The 16,477-nt window shown below is 39.8% G+C and carries 12 protein-coding genes, 2 tRNA genes and 1 other RNA gene; 9 read left to right on the top strand and 6 right to left on the bottom strand.

Annotated elements, in window-relative coordinates:
- Positions 1–747 precede the first annotated feature (747 nt).
- Positions 748–1,150, bottom strand: a transfer-messenger RNA (tmRNA) gene (ssrA, locus tag ACO4R2_RS02430).
- 304 nt (positions 1,151–1,454) lie between these two features.
- Between ssrA and ACO4R2_RS02425 the strand changes: the two genes are divergently transcribed.
- The gene (locus ACO4R2_RS02425) at positions 1,455–3,965 is read left to right on the top strand and encodes an SLBB domain-containing protein (protein ID WP_484769037.1); all 2,511 of its coding nucleotides are present in this window, start codon (positions 1,455–1,457) and stop codon (positions 3,963–3,965) included.
- A 92-nt stretch (positions 3,966–4,057) separates the two neighbouring features.
- On the opposite strand, the gene ACO4R2_RS02420 is transcribed toward ACO4R2_RS02425, so the two are convergent.
- Both ACO4R2_RS02420 and recF read right to left on the bottom strand, forming a co-directional pair.
- Positions 4,058–4,348: a DciA family protein gene (locus ACO4R2_RS02420; protein ID WP_311491079.1), complete on the bottom strand. Its 291-nt coding sequence runs from the start codon at positions 4,346–4,348 to the stop codon at positions 4,058–4,060.
- 20 nt (positions 4,349–4,368) lie between these two features.
- Positions 4,369–5,499: a DNA replication/repair protein RecF gene (recF, locus tag ACO4R2_RS02415; protein WP_484769036.1), complete on the bottom strand. Its 1,131-nt coding sequence runs from the start codon at positions 5,497–5,499 to the stop codon at positions 4,369–4,371.
- Between the two features lie 191 nt (positions 5,500–5,690).
- Between recF and ACO4R2_RS02410 the strand changes: the two genes are divergently transcribed.
- From ACO4R2_RS02410 to ACO4R2_RS02395, 4 genes are all read left to right on the top strand, one after another.
- Complete coding sequence (locus ACO4R2_RS02410; protein WP_484769035.1) at positions 5,691–6,416, top strand: tetratricopeptide repeat protein; 726 nt, start codon at positions 5,691–5,693, stop codon at positions 6,414–6,416.
- 111 nt (positions 6,417–6,527) lie between these two features.
- Positions 6,528–7,013, top strand: coding sequence for a 6,7-dimethyl-8-ribityllumazine synthase (ribH, locus tag ACO4R2_RS02405; protein WP_347719487.1), 486 nt, complete (start codon positions 6,528–6,530; stop codon positions 7,011–7,013).
- Between the two features lie 80 nt (positions 7,014–7,093).
- Positions 7,094–7,176, top strand: a tRNA-Tyr gene (locus tag ACO4R2_RS02400).
- 9 nt (positions 7,177–7,185) lie between these two features.
- Positions 7,186–7,259 (top strand) — tRNA-Asp (locus ACO4R2_RS02395).
- Positions 7,260–7,862: 603 nt separating this feature from the next.
- Here the strand turns inward: ACO4R2_RS02395 and ACO4R2_RS02390 are convergent.
- A complete protein-coding gene (locus ACO4R2_RS02390) occupies positions 7,863–8,744 on the bottom strand; it encodes a nucleoside phosphorylase (RefSeq protein ID WP_484769034.1) in 882 nt (293 codons plus the stop codon).
- Between the two features lie 27 nt (positions 8,745–8,771).
- Positions 8,772–9,545 (bottom strand): hypothetical protein, encoded by a 774-nt coding sequence (locus ACO4R2_RS02385; RefSeq protein ID WP_484769033.1) that lies wholly within the window; start codon positions 9,543–9,545, stop codon positions 8,772–8,774.
- Between the two features lie 163 nt (positions 9,546–9,708).
- Between ACO4R2_RS02385 and ACO4R2_RS02380 the strand changes: the two genes are divergently transcribed.
- Entirely contained in the window at positions 9,709–11,154 is a 1,446-nt protein-coding gene (locus ACO4R2_RS02380) for a PBP1 and LysM peptidoglycan-binding domain-containing protein (RefSeq protein ID WP_311491073.1), read from the top strand.
- Between the two features lie 6 nt (positions 11,155–11,160).
- Entirely contained in the window at positions 11,161–11,892 is a 732-nt protein-coding gene (locus ACO4R2_RS02375) for a porin family protein (protein WP_311491072.1), read from the top strand.
- A 326-nt stretch (positions 11,893–12,218) separates the two neighbouring features.
- On the opposite strand, the gene ACO4R2_RS02370 is transcribed toward ACO4R2_RS02375, so the two are convergent.
- Positions 12,219–13,655: a CCA tRNA nucleotidyltransferase gene (locus tag ACO4R2_RS02370; RefSeq protein WP_484769032.1), complete on the bottom strand. Its 1,437-nt coding sequence runs from the start codon at positions 13,653–13,655 to the stop codon at positions 12,219–12,221.
- 179 nt (positions 13,656–13,834) lie between these two features.
- Here ACO4R2_RS02370 and ACO4R2_RS02365 point away from each other — a divergent pair, with 179 nt between their 5' ends.
- Together ACO4R2_RS02365 and ACO4R2_RS02360 are read left to right on the top strand one after the other, a co-directional pair.
- Entirely contained in the window at positions 13,835–14,128 is a 294-nt protein-coding gene (locus ACO4R2_RS02365) for a hypothetical protein (protein WP_311491070.1), read from the top strand.
- A gap of 6 nt (positions 14,129–14,134) precedes the next feature.
- Positions 14,135–16,408, top strand: coding sequence for an ATP-dependent helicase (locus ACO4R2_RS02360; protein ID WP_484769031.1), 2,274 nt, complete (start codon positions 14,135–14,137; stop codon positions 16,406–16,408).
- The last annotated feature ends 69 nt before the right edge of the window (positions 16,409–16,477 follow it).

The following is a 16,477-nucleotide window of genomic DNA, read 5'->3' as shown; positions in this document are numbered from 1 at the left end:
GTCTTCTGCTTCTTATTTTGTGTCCAAAAATACAAAGAAAAAACTGAAAAACGGTAAATATTGCGGATTATAGTGTGTGTTCTGTAGATATTTCCAATCTGAAGAGAGCGTCAAGGCTGTTGAGGCTTGGTTTGGGGGATTTGGACAAAAAGTTATGTTTGTCCAGAAAAGATGTGTTTGTATTTGAAGTTCCTGTAGAGGCATGAAAGAATTCGCGATTTATGCCTAAATCTAGAAAACTGTGCTAATTTGGGCTAGGCTGTGCTTCTGAGGGGCTCTTTTAGGGTGCTTTGTTTGTTTTGAAGAGAAATATTATTAGTGTATGGCTTTCTTGTATCGTACTACAGTGTGTTGCGTTCTCACTATTGGCTGCGGTAGTCAACTTTTGCGCTTTTGGGGTACGAGAAGGGGGGTAGGGTGATTCATTGATATGTGTTGCGTGGTTATTGATTTCTGTGTATAGAGCAACTGTTGTATGTCTACTTTATCTCTAGGGAAAAGTCTAAGAGTACGAAAGTTGCGAACGGAAAAGTGAGAGACGAGGGTGAGAAATATTTACATTTATAGCTTTTTCTATGAAGTGACTCTTTCGTGTTGGTTTTTGGTATTGTTTTGATTGAGTTTTTTCTTATTTTGTCAGCTGGCTTCTTTATTGCATTGTAGTATTCTATTATCCTAATATATAAGTGTTATGTATTTTTGTTATTAAAAAAGAAGTTATACTTCTTGTATAACTTCTTTTTGAGTTTGTGGAGCAGGAGGGGATTGAACCCTCGTCCAAACAGGGAGCTAAAATGGTTTCTACATGCTTATCTCTGCTTAAGTTTTTCGGGTGTAGATAAAGACCAGAGCCACTAAGTCTGCACCTTATCCTCTAAAATTTAATCGAGGGTGCGAGGCTACCCTAGACGATTCCCGAATTGTCTGCACCACTTGACCCGTGAGCCTCGGAACAACGGCTGTGGAGTGATGTCTCGTCACAACACCTAGTGTCGTGATAAAGCCCGAACTTACTATACTTCGGTTAGGCAGCGAGAGCGTAGTTGTTTTCGCCAGTTAAATTTTTGAAAGCCGATATTAAGGTGCCCACTTTCAGGCGCACCGCATGCTTGCACTTCATCTCGACCTGCTGTCAAATCCAGTCTGCCCCAGATGTATGTGCTTGCAAAGGTAAAAATTTTTTTTAGAATATCTGTGCTTGTCTTGCATTTAACTGCTTTTTGCTTTAAATAGTTGCTTTAAGATGCTGTGTCTTCAGTGCTTTTTATTATCTTTGCTCTATCTAAACAATATAAACGAATTGCTATCGTTTAACATGTTACAATGAGGTTTGCCGAAAGTGGAAATGCTAACTTTACAAGCTGGCAGAAGCTGGGCTGGATGCCTTATGAAAGGTGTCGTAGTTGAAAGAAAATGAGGGAAGCTTCGCGTTGTTAAATAGAAAATAATGTCAAATGAAAAAGGCAGCGATAATATTGATATGTATGCTCATGCTTCCTGTTGGTGTGTGGGCGCAGTCGTCTATGACCGACAATCAAATAATGGAATACATTATTTCGGAGAATGCAAAGGGGGCTTCGCGCTCCCAGATTGTGACGCACTTAATGGAGCGTGGTGTGACAGTGGATCGCATTCGTAAGATCCGAGCAGCATACGAAAAGCAAAAGAAGGGCGATGTTGTTGGAGCACGTAATATTTCAGGATTGTCGCAAGAGCAGCAAACGCGTTTGCGTAAGAATAATGGAAAGAATCGTGATGATTATGATTCTGATACTCAACCGGAAGTGTTTAATCGTGTAAAGAGTGAGAAGAGCCTCAGTGACAACAATGTGAAACTGCGCCGCCGCCAGATGAGTGAGGACCTCAATTTTGTCCTTCCCGATTCGTTAGCTATGTTTGATGAGCTGATGGGCAATAACGAGAAACCTAAAGGCCGGCAAGTGTTTGGACGCAATATCTTCAATAATAAGAATTTGACTTTTGAAAGCGATATGAATATAGCTATGCCTAGCGACTATCGCTTAGGGCCTGGCGATGCAGTATTTGTGGATGTTTGGGGGGCATCTCAGAAGAGTTTTCAAGCGACTGTTTCTCCCGATGGTTACATAGACTTGGAGGGCTTTGGCCCTGTGAATGTGGCAGGTCTAACAGTGGCTCAAGCCAATTCCCGTCTTCGTGGAACGTTAGGAAGTCGCTATCAGAGTAGCAATGTTCGTTTGTCAGTGGGACAAACGAAGACAATCACCGTCAATGTGATGGGTGAGGTGAAAAATCCTGGTACATTTACGCTCTCGGCCTTTGCCACCGTATTTAATGCTCTCTATATGGCTGGAGGAACCAATGAGATTGGTACGCTGAGAAACATCAAGATTTATCGTTCAGGTCGTTTGATTTCAACTTGCGATATCTACGACTATATTCTGAATGGACGCATGACGGGCAATGTGCGTTTGGCATCGGGTGATGTCATCGTGGTGAGTCCCTATGAGGCCTTGGTGAATATCACCGGTAAGGTACGCCGTCCTATGTTCTATGAGATGAAGCACAATGAGAGTGTGGGTACTCTTATCAAATATGCTGGCGGCTTCCGTGGCGATGCCTATACCGCCAATGTTCGCTTGGTGCGTAAAGCCGGCGGTATGTATAGCGTGTATTCTATTGATGAGTTTGAGCGAAATAGGTTTCAACTTGCCGATGAAGACTCGGTGAGTGTAGATAGTGTTTTGGATCGCTATTCCAATATGGTTGAAGTGAAAGGTGCTGTTTTCCGTCCTGGTATGTATCAGATGGATGGAAATATCACTACAGTACGACAACTATTGGAAACAGCAGGAGGAACACGCGAGGATGCCTTTGTCGACCACGCCATCTTGCGCCGTTTGAAAGACGATAGAACACACGAAGTGGTGTCGGTTGATGTGAAAGGCGTTATGAATCACGATGTAGCCGATATTTCGTTGAGAAATGGCGATGTGCTCTATGTGCCTTCAAAGCGCGATATGCAAGAGAAGCAAGTGCTTACCATTATGGGCGAGGTGGTTTATCCGGGTGAATATGAGTTTTCTGACAATATGACGCTGGAAGACTTTATTCTTCAAGCGGGCGGTTTGACAGATGCAGCTTCGCTAGTGAAAATAGATGTTTCACGCCGTATTCGTGACAACAAGGCTTTGTCAAGTGAAAACGTCATCGCAAAGACGTATAGCTTCTCTCTTCGTGATGGTTTTGTTATCAGTGGAGAGAACAATTTCAAACTGGAACCCTTCGATGAGGTTTATGTTCGCAGAAGTCCTGGCTATGTAGAGCAGCAACACGTGACCATTTCTGGTGAAATAGCCTTTGGCGGTAAGTACACCCTATCACGCAAAGCTTCTCGCTTGAGCGACCTTGTGAAGAACGCTGGAGGTTTGACAGCTTATGCTTACGCTAAGGGGGCGCGCTTAGAACGTCTGTTGACACCGGAAGAGAAAATCAAGCTGCAAACTATGCTAAAGATCATTACGGTGAATAGTGAGGACTCAACAAGTATTTCTAAAGTGCAGTTAGGAGATACGCGTACGGTGGGAATAAATCTCGATAAGGCATTGGAGAATCCAGGTAGTCAATGGGATGTAGTGCTGCAGGATGGTGACAAACTCATTATTCCGCAGTTTAATAATACAGTGTCTATTAACGGCGAAGTGATGTATCCCAATACAGTGGCTTATACCAATGGGGCTGGTCTAAACCACTATATTAACCAAGCTGGTGGCTATGGTCAGCGTGCAAAGAGTCGTCGTGTGTTTGCTGTGAATATGAACGGAACAGTGACCCGAGTACGTTCTAAGGAAGATATTAGTCCAGGATGTGAAATAATCGTTCCTGCCAAGAGCAGACGTAAGGCCACTAGTTTAGCAGAAATAATGGGCTTTAGCACCTTAGGTGTCAGTCTTGCCTCTGTCGTCGCTGCTATCTTGAAGCGTTGATGTAGCCAGTGTTTAGAAAGAAAATAAAGCGAGTTGTAGTAAGGATAGAACCTAACTGCAACTCGCTATTTTTTGAGAGAGTGGGAAATCTTTCATACGAAAGTAATGTCACTGATAACTTGCGCTTGTACGTAAGCGTTTAATTGTGTTTTTAATTCCTGCTTTCGTAGCGAGAGTTCGGAACGAAGAACAGGGGAACTAAGTTTGACATAGAGCGTTTGATTCTTGATGTACAAATCTTGCGTTTTACTCTTTACTAGTTCACCCGTAATAATAGGCCACGCCTGCTTCAGTCTATATTGATTGAGTTGTGTTTGTAATCCAGTTTCCTTGAGAAAACGGGCCACAACACTGCCTAAGTTTTCTTCCTTTATTCTTTCCATGAGATGCTATCTTGAATTTCTCATTCAAAAATTTCTCCGTCTTTGACTTTGAAGAGCTTATAGTTGCTATTGGCTGATTCAAGAATCAAGTCCAAGTGCTCTCGATTGGTATCGGTAATAAAGATTTGTCCCAAAGCACTTCCGTTAGCGTAGTCAATGATTTTGCCCACTCGGCCAGAATCCAACTTGTCGAAAATGTCGTCTAGGAGGAGGATAGGTGTAGTGGTGTTGTTAAGACTTGTAGCTTGTAGGTGTTCTCTCAAAAAGATGAACTGGGCCAATTTAAGTGCAATAAAATAGGTTTTAGTCTGTCCTTGTGATCCCTCTCGCTTCACTAGATAACCATTTAGTGACAGGATTAAATCGTCCTTGTGAGTACCATGAAGTGAATACCCTAAGAACACCTCTTTGCTTCTACAGTCAGCAAGTTGTGACTTTAGGGGGCCGCGTGAGAGATGAGAAGCATATTCTATGCTCACTTGCTCTTTGTCTGTGTTGCATAGCTGATAGTAAATGTTTTGGAAGATAGGTAGAAACTTCTGGTTGAAATCAATTCTCGCCTCATATATGGCTTGTGCGTCCTCAGACATCATTTCCTCTAAAACATCGATAACATCTGTGGGTATATTGCGTACGTCGTCTTGCGCTTGCTTGAGAATTGCATTTCTTTGTTTTAGCGTCTTCTCGTAGCGTATAAGACATTCCAAATAACTTGAATTGTATTGCGAAATGGCCATATCCATAAAACGCCTTCGCTCTTCGCTACTACCGCTTACCAACAGCGAATCAGCAGGCGAAATCAAAATGAGCGGGATAGAACCAATATGCTCAGAAAATCTGCGTATTTCTTTCTGATTCTTTTTTACATGTTTGTGACTCCCTGCTTTCATGCTGCAAGCTACTGTTTCCGTTTTTCCATTAGTTGACACATAATCTCCTTGAATTATAAAGAAATTTTCATTGTGCTTTATATTTAAGGAATCCTGTGTATATATACTACTTTTGAGAAATGACAAGTAGTAGATTGCATCTAAAACATTTGTCTTTCCCATTCCATTGGCCCCTACAAAGCAGTTTACTTTTGGGGAAAAATCAAGCTCAACGGAAGATAGATTCTTGAAGTTTATGATGGAGAGATGTTTGAGAATCATTTGAGATTAAAGATAGAAACGTTAGTCTTAATATCGTGTGAAAGACTGCTTTTTATCGGAAGCACAGGCAAAGTTAGGCAATTCTTAAATGAAAAGAATGTGCAAGATAAAAAAAACAGATTTTATTTTTTCAATCGATTGGAAAAGGCTAAATTTGCAGTGCTTTCTTATGAAAATAAAAAACGCCAAATATGACAAATAAAAAATCTCAATTGGAAGTAAACGATGCCTTGGCGCAGTCTGAGGCCTTTGTTATTAAGTACAAGAAACAGCTGATTATTGGCCTTGTAGCGTTGGCAGTTGTTATCGCAGCGTGCGTAGGTGGTTACTTCTGGCTAAAGTCGGCAGAAGAAAAGCAACAGTCTCAGCTCACTCTTGGTATGGCTTATATCTCTCAACAGGATTATGATAAAGCGCTGAAGGGAGATGGTAAATTTCCTGGTTATATCAAATTGGCAAGCAATCACTTTACAAATGCTTCCAATCTTGCTAATTTCTATGCAGGTATCTCTTATGCTCGTAAAGCAGAAGGTGAAACAGGTGCTGCTCAGAAAGCAGATGTTAAGAATGCAATTAAGTATCTCGAGGCATATTCTCTACAAGGTGACCATACCATTACTCCTGCTGCGTTGGCAACATTAGCTAATAGCTATGCAAATGATGGACAACTCGATAAAGCTGTAGAGACTTTCAAGAAAGCAGCAGATCGTGCAGCTAATGCCGCTATGAGCCCTGAATATCTTATCCAAGCTGGTGAGTTGCTAATGGCTCAGAAGAAGAAAGCTGATGCTAAGGAAGTGTTCCAGCAGGTTAAGGAAACTTATCCCAATAGCCGCTATTGCCAACCAGGACAAGCACCCAATGGTACAATTACAGACCCCGCTATTGATGCTTTTATTGAAGCTGTAAGCAAATAAATTGTATAGTAAATCATATTTTAAAATAATTGAGAATTGAAAATTAGGCACTTTAGTGCTCTGCTTTCAATTCTCAATTTTCAGTTATAAACTCATCTTATATCTATATAAATGTCTTCATCTGTTTTTATATTGAGTGATAATAATATTCCAGATGCTTCAGAAATGCGCTTCGGTATTGTTTGTGCAGAATGGAATAACAATATAACTTTCAAATTACTTGAAGGAGCCCTGTCAACATTGAAGGAATATGGAGTGCAAGAACAAGCAATTAAGGTGATGCATGTTCCTGGTAGCTTTGAACTTATCCATGGCTGTGCAGAGTTAGCACGACATGGCTGGGTAGATGCAATTATTGCTATTGGCTGTGTCATAAAAGGAGATACCCCTCATTTTGATAATATATGTCAAGGTGTTACGCAGGAACTTGCACGTCAGAATACCAATGGTAAGATACCAGTAATCTATGGCCTTATTACTGTCAATACTCTAGAACAGGCAGAAGAACGCGCAGGAGGTAAGCTTGGAAATAAAGGTAAAGAGTTTGCCATTACAGCTATAAAGATGGTAGACTTCGATTGGCAGTTGCAAAAATAATTGAAGAAAAATGCAGATTCATTTGGTAGTGTTGTGAAAGATTACTACCTTTGCACTCGCAAATCAGAAATGAAATGCACGGGCAAATACCAGAGTGGCCAAATGGGGCAGACTGTAAATCTGCTGGCTTATGCCTTCGGTGGTTCGAATCCATCTTTGCCCACAATTATACGGTGCGTTAGTTCAGCTGGTTAGAATGCCTGCCTGTCACGCAGGAGGTCACGGGTTCGAGTCCCGTACGCACCGCAAAAAGAGTTGAAGTTATAAACTTCAACTCTTTTATTTTATAATTATTCTTTTTCTGATGAAGTAAACATTTAGAGAGTAATGATAATATTCTTTATGATCTCAGTTTCCATTAAAAAAACTCCCAATGCGTCATCTTAGGATAGATTTACGACGTCTCACATTCTTTTCCTCTTATAGCAATAATCTATGATATTTCTCTCCCTCTAAAATGTTTTTTTTATGGAAGAGAAATATATTATTTATTGTCAAGATAGCAAGGATTATCTTGCAATAAAAGACGAAAGATTTCTTTGCATAAATAATATATCTTCTCTAAACTATCTTTAATTGATGGGATTTCTTGTGTTATAATAAAATAAAAGACGGTAAATCTCACGATCTGCCGCCTTTTGTGTTTCGATAGGTAATTAGAATTTCTTAAGGTAAAAAGATTGTTTCAGGATAACTGTGAGCAAAGATAAAGGATTCGTACCGAATTAGCAAATTCTAAATCTATGTTATACAACATAATTTGAGTATTAAAAGAGGAAATGGCTTGTAGACTAATAAGTTACGTGTGCGAAAAAAGTCTGCAAGCTCTCTTTCTTTTTTAATATTTTGTCAAATGCGTTCAAGTACAAGTCGAATGAGGTTTTCGATATTATTCTTGTAGTTTGGCGTAGCCTTGTGACTCACACGGTTTGCGATGACCATGCAGCATGTCATTGCTCGATGTCCCATGAGTTTGGCCAAGCCTGCTACTGCAGAAGATTCCATTTCGAAATTAGTAATGCGCCATTCGTTGTGCTTAAAATCCATGATTTTCTGGTTTTGATTAGGATCAGCCAAAGGCAAGCGAAGTTCACGTCCTTGGGGACCAAAGAAGCCACCGCAAGCAATAGTTACCCCACGGACCATATCGTCTTTTGCTATACGTTCGATCAGTTCAGTATCAGCATCAATGGCATAGGGGTGAGCAATACACGTTGAACCAGTCCATTTCATGTGTTGAAGGAAGGCTTCTTCAAACTCTAAATCACACACTTCATTGCGTCCAGCATAGAAGTTAAGAAGACCATCAAAGCCAAGGCTTTTTGCTGAAGCAATATATGTTCCTTCTGGTGTATATGGTTGTAGACCACCGCATGTTCCAATACGTACTATTGTAAGCTGGCGCTGTGTAGGACATAACTGACGTGTTTTGAAGTCTATATTCGCACAAGCGTCTAATTCGTTCAGTACAATATCAATGTTGTCGCAGCCAATACCTGTACTAACGCAACTTATACGTTTTCCTTGAAACATACCTGTGATAGTGCGGAATTCACGATTTTGTATATCGCATTCGATAGATTCGAAATTTGCAGCAACTAAAGGTACGCGACCTGGATCACCTACTAGGATAACATTGTCTGCTAATTGTTCAGGAAGAAGATGGAGGTGAAAAATGCTCCCATCAGAATTAATAATCAGTTCGGATTCTTCAAAGATTTTCTTTTCCATTATAGATAAATGTAGTTTGAGGTTTATTTATTTTTTCAATGTGAGAATTTGTAATTTATCAGCAGGCTGATTACGGTCAGTTACAAGTAGTATACTTCCGTCTTTCCTTTTTATATAAAGTAAATCGTTATATGGTGAATTGTAAGGTATTCTGAGTTGTTCGGGTTTTAAAAATTTATGGGTATCAAAATCGTATCGAGTGATGAATAAGTCAAATCCCCCCAAAGATGTGGCTCCCTGTTCAGCAAAATACAATGTTGTACCATCTGTCGACATGAAAGGAAAGTCGCGATCTTTGTCTGTTGTCTGCAACCCAGGTAGAGGTTGAGGAGATGTCCATTTATCATTTATCTTCAAACTGCGATAGAGATTGTGTAGGCCAGAACTGTCTGCCATTGAAAAGTAAGCTATATCGCCCCAACCATTAATATAGGCACTATTTCCGAGGCGAGCAGCATATTCAGGAAAAAGTTGAACTGCAGGGAGCAATGTTCCAATGTCGTTTGAGAGTTCAAGAGCAGAGAATAGTTGTGTTCTATCTATCACAATGGTATCGGAACAAACCACGGTGTCTGCGTGGAGAATCATATTTTCTCCGATGCGTGCTCGCTGCAAAGCTGCCTCAAGTATTGTTGTTGATTGGTTTTGTTTTCGAGCTTTCTTGATTTGTTGTTGTAGCAGTGTTGCAGCTTCTGTATATTTTGCGTCAAAAAAAAGGCGGTTAGCATCCTGTCGTTGCGCAGAAATGCTTTGCGTGCAGAAAAGCCATGTTATAGCCGCTTCTAAAAAATATATCTTCATAAATCAATGCTTTTTGCACAAGCGAATATACGTAAATCTTATGATAGGAGCCAAATACTCCATCAAAAATATGTATTTTTGCAGACATAATTAAGAAGAAGTTATGAAGTTAAGAAGTTTTTTACTAGCATCTGTTTTCTTTGTTTTGTGTATAAGTGTTGTTGTGGCACAAACAAGAGTTGTAGAGCATACGGTTGTTAAAGGAGAAACGTTGTATAGGCTATCAAAAAACTATGGCGTTACAGTTGAACAAATTGTGGCTCAGAATCCGGGGCTTACAGCTGAAACTCTTCAAGAAGGTCTGCTAATTAAGATTCCTAGCACAGGAACAGCTCCTTCTGCTATGTCGCAGAAAGAGTATTCTCGCTATGCCACTCATAAAGTACAGAAGGAAGAAACTATATGGGGGATTGCTAGAATGTATGGAATCTCTGTTGATAGTTTGATGGAAAGTAATCCGCAGATGAAAGAAGCAAACTTCAAACTTAAAAAAGGTTTGGTATTACGAATTCCTCAGATTGTCCCAGCACAGAAGCAACAATCCAAAAGTCTTGCTCAGAACAGTGTGAGTGCAGCAATTCTTCTTCCACTCACTGCTACGGGAATAGAAGGAGAGAGAAGCGTAGAATTCTATCGCGGCTTTCTTATGGCTGCTGATAAAGTTCGAGAGAATGGAAGCAATATAAATGTATATACCTATAATGAGCTTTCCTCTTCCACTAATCTTACAGATATTCTGAGTAAAGTAAAGAACAACAGGGTTCAGTTCTTAATAGGTCCAGTCTATCCTTCTCATTTCGATGAAGTTTCCAGTTTTTGTCGGAGTAATGGAATAAGAATGATAGTTCCTTTCTCATCTAAGGCAAAGCAGGTGAATGTCAATCGCTACGTGTATCTTCTTAACACCCCTGCAGAATATGAGAAAATACTAGCAGCCGACCTTTTCTTGAAAACTTTTAAAGGAAAATCCGTTCTTTTCTTACATACAAACAAAGCAGATCAACTGGATTTTACTCAATATCTTCGTCAGCGTCTACTGGTGCAAGGTGCTACCGTGGTAGATGCTAATGAAGATGCAACGATTGCTCAGTTGAAAACGGCACTCAACAATAAGAGGCATATAATTGTGGTCCCTGATGCTTCAGATGTCTCCGCTTTGCAGAATGTGTTCTCAAAACTCAGCGAAGTACGTCAAGCAATGCCTAAGACCGAATTATCTTTAATAGGCTATTCCTCATGGTTGAACCAATCAGCCAGATATGAAGGAGAATTATTCCTTAACGATACTTATATCTTCACTCCTTCCTATTATGAGCCATCTTTTGCTGATGTCAGGCAGTTTAATGCCGACTATCAAGCGTGGTTCAAGAAGCAGCCCTTAGATGTTATTCCAAGAATGGGCTTATTGGGGTATGACACTGGGCTTCAGATGTTACAGGGTATACTCAAATATGGTGAGAAGTATAATGTGCAAGGAACAGAGAAAGGTTTATTGCAGAGTAATCTTCGCTTCGGCCGCACCGAAGAAGATGGCGGCTATATCAACCAAAGTATGTTTCTCATCCACTACAAGCCCAATAGAACAATTGATAAAATTACTGCAAAATAGTTTATAATGAAGCGCTTTCTGTTATTTCTTCTTGTTGTTATCCCCGCTTTAGACACATTCGCCCAAATTGGAGAATCTAGGCGTGCAATATCTGTTGGTGTGAATGCAGGTGTACTTATGAACAAAGTATCCTTCACTCCTTCTATTAAGCAAAACTGGCACGTGGGACCAACTTTTGGATTGACGGTGCGAATCATGAGTGAGCGTTATTTCAAAACTTATTGCGCCTTACAATTTGAACTGAATTATGCACAATTAGGTTGGAATGAAAACATATTGAACTCCAATATAGAACCCTTACCCGACACATATCAGCGGCATCTCAACTATTTTGAAATACCTTTCTTGGCACGATTGGGATGGGGAAAAGAATCGGAGGGATTGATGGGCTTCTTTGCTGTGGGCCCCCAGATCGGATATTTATTTAGAGAGAAGAGTAAGCAAAGTTCCACTTGGACATTTGATAGCGCAGGTCATCCTGACCGACCTAATGGCATGTTTGCACAATATTCAATGAGTGTTAGTAAGAAATTTGATTACGGGATAGCAGCAGGAGCAGGTATAGAGCTAAACACGAAAGCAGGTCATTTTATCTTAGAGGGGCGCTACTATTACGGTTTGAGTGATTTATTTGGTAATTCCAAAAAAGACGTCTTCTCTCGTTCAAATAATGGAACAATCCAAGCTAAAATAACATATCTTTTTGACATTCGTAAAGAATCTCCAAAAGATCTATGATTTTCATAGACCTTTTTCTTTTGTCCTATTGCAAAAGAATGTTGTGATTAGAGCAGATGCTTCTATATCGCAGAGTTAGCTCTGTAGTAACTTCTTTCTTTGTTCCTTCGAATAAATATCCTTATTGTTTTCTCGGCTACAATAAGGATGTCTGCCGACAGGCTTATTATGTCAGCTGATACAATAAGGATTTTTATGCTCAAGTTGTATAACCGAGAAGAAAATTCTAGTGATGGAGTCCTTTTTATTGAAATAGGCTGAAGCTCAAGATTAAGCTTCTGCCTATTTTTTTGAGATAAACTGCAGAATGAGTTCTTCCTATGCTGTTATTTAGTTCTTTGTAGCCCCATTTCAGCAGCTTTCTTTAATATGTATTCTAGAGCAGCGTCATGTTCGTTAGGGATTACTCCATCAAGGATAGCATCTTTGAGTGAGCTTTTCAACCTTCCAATTTCTTGGCACGGGCCAAGATTGAAGAGTTCCATAATTTCGTTGCCAGTAACAGGTGGTTGGAAATTTCTAATGCGATCCTTTTCTTCTATGTCGATTAGTTTTTGACGTACCAATTGGAAATTTTGCAGAAAGTTGCGTTTTCGTTGCTCGTTTTTGCTAGTAATGTCAGCTTCGCATAAAAGCATCAAATCATCAATATCTTTGCCTGCTTCAAAGAGAAGGCGTCGAACTGCACTGTCTGTTACTATGTCATCAGACATAACAATTGGGCGCATATGAAGCCCAACGAGTTTGCTAACATACTTCAATCTCTCATCAAGCGGTAGTTTTAGCCTGCGAAACAATGGACGTAGCATTTTTTCTCCCAAGAAATTGTGGTTATGAAAAGTCCACCCGATTGAAGGGTCCCATTGCTTGCTTTTAGGTTTGCCTATATCGTGGAGTAGGGCGGCCCAACGTAGCCATAGATTGTTTGTTTTTTTTGAGGCGTTATCAAGTACTTCGAGCGAATGATAAAAATTGTTTTTATGACTTTTACCATTTCGTGTTTCAACAATGTCGAGTTTAGCAACTTCTGGAAGAATGATTTCGAGTAGTCCACACCTGTGAAGTTCAACAAATCCAATGGAGGGGCGTGGAGAGAGCATTATCTTGTTTAATTCATCAATGATTCTTTCTGAGCTGATAATTTTGATTCGCTCTTTGTTTTGAGTGAGCGCTTCAAAGGTTTTGTCATAAATGCGAAAATTAAGCTGTGTAGCAAAGCGTATGCAACGTAACATGCGTAAAGGATCATCGCTAAATGTGATGTTCGGATCCAAAGGTGTGCGAATGATGCCATCTTGCAAGTCTTTTATTCCGTCAAAAGGGTCGATAAGTTTTCCAAAATTCAAAGGGTTCAGACATACAGCAAGAGCGTTGATCGTGAAATCGCGCCTATTCTGATCGTCTTCAAGTGTGCCGTCTTCCACAATTGGCTTTCTGCTATCATGTGAGTAGCTTTCTTTACGTGCTCCCACAAATTCTATTTCGTAGTGATGCCACTTGACTTGCGCTGTTCCAAAGTTGCGAAATATAGAAAGATGGGCTCCTTTTCCTAATGTGTCAGTAAAACTTTTTGCAAACTCAATTCCTGATCCGACAACAACCACATCAATATCATTAGTCGGACGGTTGAGGAAGAGATCGCGCACATACCCTCCGACAAGATAAGTTTCGATTTGTAGCTTGTCGGCAGTTTGTGAAAGTTTCTCGAATATATGATCTTTATGTAGAATATCTATAATATCTACCTGTTGGAGATTCCTCATTTATTTTATTTTTTAGATGCGAAATTACTAATTTTATTGTTATTTTTGCAATTAAAAGATTCAAAATGCGGTACTTCTCCTTTATCTTATTTTTAAGTTTCTTCTTGTTGTATTCTTGTAAGCCGAGCAATAGGTGGTCTAGCGTTAGACAATCAGACGAGGCGCAAGGTCAAACATTGTTGAATAAATCTCGAGCACAACTCACGGCTAAAAAGTATGATGAAGCAGAAAAAATGATTGAGAAATTACGCAAGAACTATCCGCTGGCCTTGACAGCGCGAGAAGAAGCTATTCTTTTGCTTGATAGTATTCATTTGGCTCGCTCTAGTTCTGAACTTATGCTGATGGATGTTGAAAGTAAGAAAGTAGCGAATGTAGACTCTTTGCGTAGGGAGTTGGAAGATGTCGTTATGCAAAAGAAATTTTATATGCGTAAGTTAGAGTACGACAAAACTCGAACCAAAAGACATTGATTCTTTATGGAAGAAACTTTTTCAAAATCATTGAATAGTAGACAATTAGAAGCTGTAACGTATAGTGATGGTCCATCTCTCGTTATAGCTGGAGCAGGTTCGGGGAAAACTCGTGTGCTGACATACAAGGTAGCCTATTTGTTGGAGCATGGGTATGCCCCTTATGAGATTTTAGCTCTGACTTTTACAAACAAAGCAGCAAAGGAATTGACAAATCGTGTGAGAGATTTGTTACCTAATAATTCAGATCGTTTGATGTGGTGTGGCACATTTCATAGTGTGTTTTCTCGTATTTTGCGAATCGAGCATGCAGCTCTGGGTTTTACTTCTACTTTCACTATTTACGATCAAGAAGACTCTCGTAAATTGATAAAATCCATTATTAAGGAATTTGGTTTAGATGATAAAGCGTACAATCTTGCTACTGTGAATAGTAGAATTTCCTTTGCAAAAAATAAGATTATCTTACCTTCAGATTACGCGCAGAGTCAAGATCTTCTGAAGCGCGATGCCCGTGATAATATGCCTGAACTTCACCGAATTTATTCTGCATATTATCAGCGCTGTCGTAATACAAATGCTTTGGATTTCGACGATCTGCTGCTTTTTACATACCTTTTGTTGCGTGATCACGAAGATATTTGTGCGAAGTATCAGCGTCTTTTCAGATATATTCTTGTTGATGAGTTTCAAGACACTAATTATCTTCAGTCGCGTATCTTGTTATTACTGGCTCCTTCTGAAAATTCTCGTTTATGTGTAGTTGGTGATGACGCTCAAAGTATTTATGCTTTTCGAGGGGCTGATATTGGAAATATATTAAGTTTTCAAAAGCATTATTCTAAGGCTCGTCTCATTAAGCTGGAGCAAAACTATCGTTCGACTCAGACTATTGTTAATGCTGCAAATTCAATTATATCTCACAATAAAGACCGTATACAGAAGAATGTCTTTAGTAACCTGTCAGAGGGAGAGCGTATTCGTGTGATGTCTTCGTATAGTGACCAAGATGAAAGTATGAAGGTGTTAAAAGAGATTCTTCGCCTACGTTCCCTCTATGATATAGAGTATTCAGATATAGCGATTCTGTATAGAACCAACGCTCAAAGTAGATCTTTCGAAAGTGCTCTGAATCAGATGAATATTCCTTATAAAATATATGGAGGCATGTCTTTCTATCAGCATAAGGAAATAAAAGATGTCTTGGCTTATTTTCGTGTGATTTGTAACTCGCAGGATGAGGAAGCTTTGGCACGTATTATCAACTATCCCACGAGAGGAATAGGGGCAACGACCTTAGCTAAATTACGTTATGCTGCAGCTCAGTTCCAAGTCGGTTTATGGCAGGTTCTCAAAACCCCTCAAGATTATGAGGTGAAGATTTCAACCTCAACACAGAACAAAATTCTAGCCTTTGTATCTCTCATTGAAGATTTGCAGGAATCCTTATCCACAATAGGAGCTTACGATTTAGCTTCAGAAGTTATAAAGCGTTCAGGAATTGCTGAAGAATTACACTCTGAGAAAACTCCAGAAGCATTGAGTAGGGTGGAAAATGTGGATGGCCTGCTGAATGCTATAAAAGAGTTCTCGCAAGAGCAATTGGAAACCTTTGGTAATGAGCACGTAGGTCTTGGTGATTATTTGATGCAAGCCTCTTTAAGTTCTTCTCAAGATACTGTAGCTGATGGAGGTCCTGCAGTAGCACTCATGACAGTTCATGCTGCCAAAGGCTTAGAGTTTGATACAGTTTTTGTTACGGGAATGGAAGACAATCTTTTTCCAAACCCGAATGCTCGCTTCTATCCGAAAGAAATGGAAGAAGAGCGCAGGCTTTTCTATGTGGCAGTGACGCGTGCTAAAACTCGTTGTTTTCTTTCTTATGCTAAATCTCGCTATCGATATGGGGCGGCGGAAATTTGTAATCCATCTCCTTTTTTGTGCGATATTGATTCTCAGTATTTATTGTATGATGGTGAAGACATTACCTGTGTTCCTCGCGTGAATAGCAGGCCTCAAGTAGCAAGTATTCCTTCTCCTACGATAAATCCTGCGTCAAGATATTCTCGCATCGAAAATGCTTCATCCCATAACTATTCAGAATCATCAATTTTTAATGTAAAGGTTGGTTCCTGTATAGAACATGAGCGTTTTGGTCGAGGTGAGATCATTGAAATATCTGGAGAAGGTAGTAATGCTCGCGCAAAAGTTAAATTTGAAAATGTCGGAGAGAAAAATCTTCTATTAAAATTTGCAAAGTTCACGCAAGTAAATGGTTAAGCATGGGCATCAAAAGCCTGCGAATCTTTTGTTTTTTGCAATGCAAGAGCTATCTTTGCCGAATAAACT

Source organism: Alloprevotella sp. (assembly GCF_057240785.1).
This window is presented reverse-complemented; position numbering and strand designations above follow the sequence as displayed.

Excerpts from the sequence above, each read along its gene's own strand:
- ACO4R2_RS02375 (WP_311491072.1), top strand. The coding sequence starts at position 11,161 with ATGAAGCGCTTTCTGTTATTTCTTCTTGTTGTTATCCCCGCTTTAGAC.
- ACO4R2_RS02425 (WP_484769037.1), top strand. The coding sequence starts at position 1,455 with ATGAAAAAGGCAGCGATAATATTGATATGTATGCTCATGCTTCCTGTT.
- ribH (WP_347719487.1), top strand. The coding sequence starts at position 6,528 with ATGTCTTCATCTGTTTTTATATTGAGTGATAATAATATTCCAGATGCT.
- ACO4R2_RS02370 (WP_484769032.1), bottom strand. The coding sequence starts at position 13,655 with ATGAGGAATCTCCAACAGGTAGATATTATAGATATTCTACATAAAGAT.
- ACO4R2_RS02420 (WP_311491079.1), bottom strand. The coding sequence starts at position 4,348 with ATGGAAAGAATAAAGGAAGAAAACTTAGGCAGTGTTGTGGCCCGTTTT.
- ACO4R2_RS02410 (WP_484769035.1), top strand. The coding sequence starts at position 5,691 with ATGACAAATAAAAAATCTCAATTGGAAGTAAACGATGCCTTGGCGCAG.
- ACO4R2_RS02385 (WP_484769033.1), bottom strand. The coding sequence starts at position 9,545 with ATGAAGATATATTTTTTAGAAGCGGCTATAACATGGCTTTTCTGCACG.
- ACO4R2_RS02360 (WP_484769031.1), top strand. The coding sequence starts at position 14,135 with ATGGAAGAAACTTTTTCAAAATCATTGAATAGTAGACAATTAGAAGCT.
- ACO4R2_RS02390 (WP_484769034.1), bottom strand. The coding sequence starts at position 8,744 with ATGGAAAAGAAAATCTTTGAAGAATCCGAACTGATTATTAATTCTGAT.
- recF (WP_484769036.1), bottom strand. The coding sequence starts at position 5,499 with ATGATTCTCAAACATCTCTCCATCATAAACTTCAAGAATCTATCTTCC.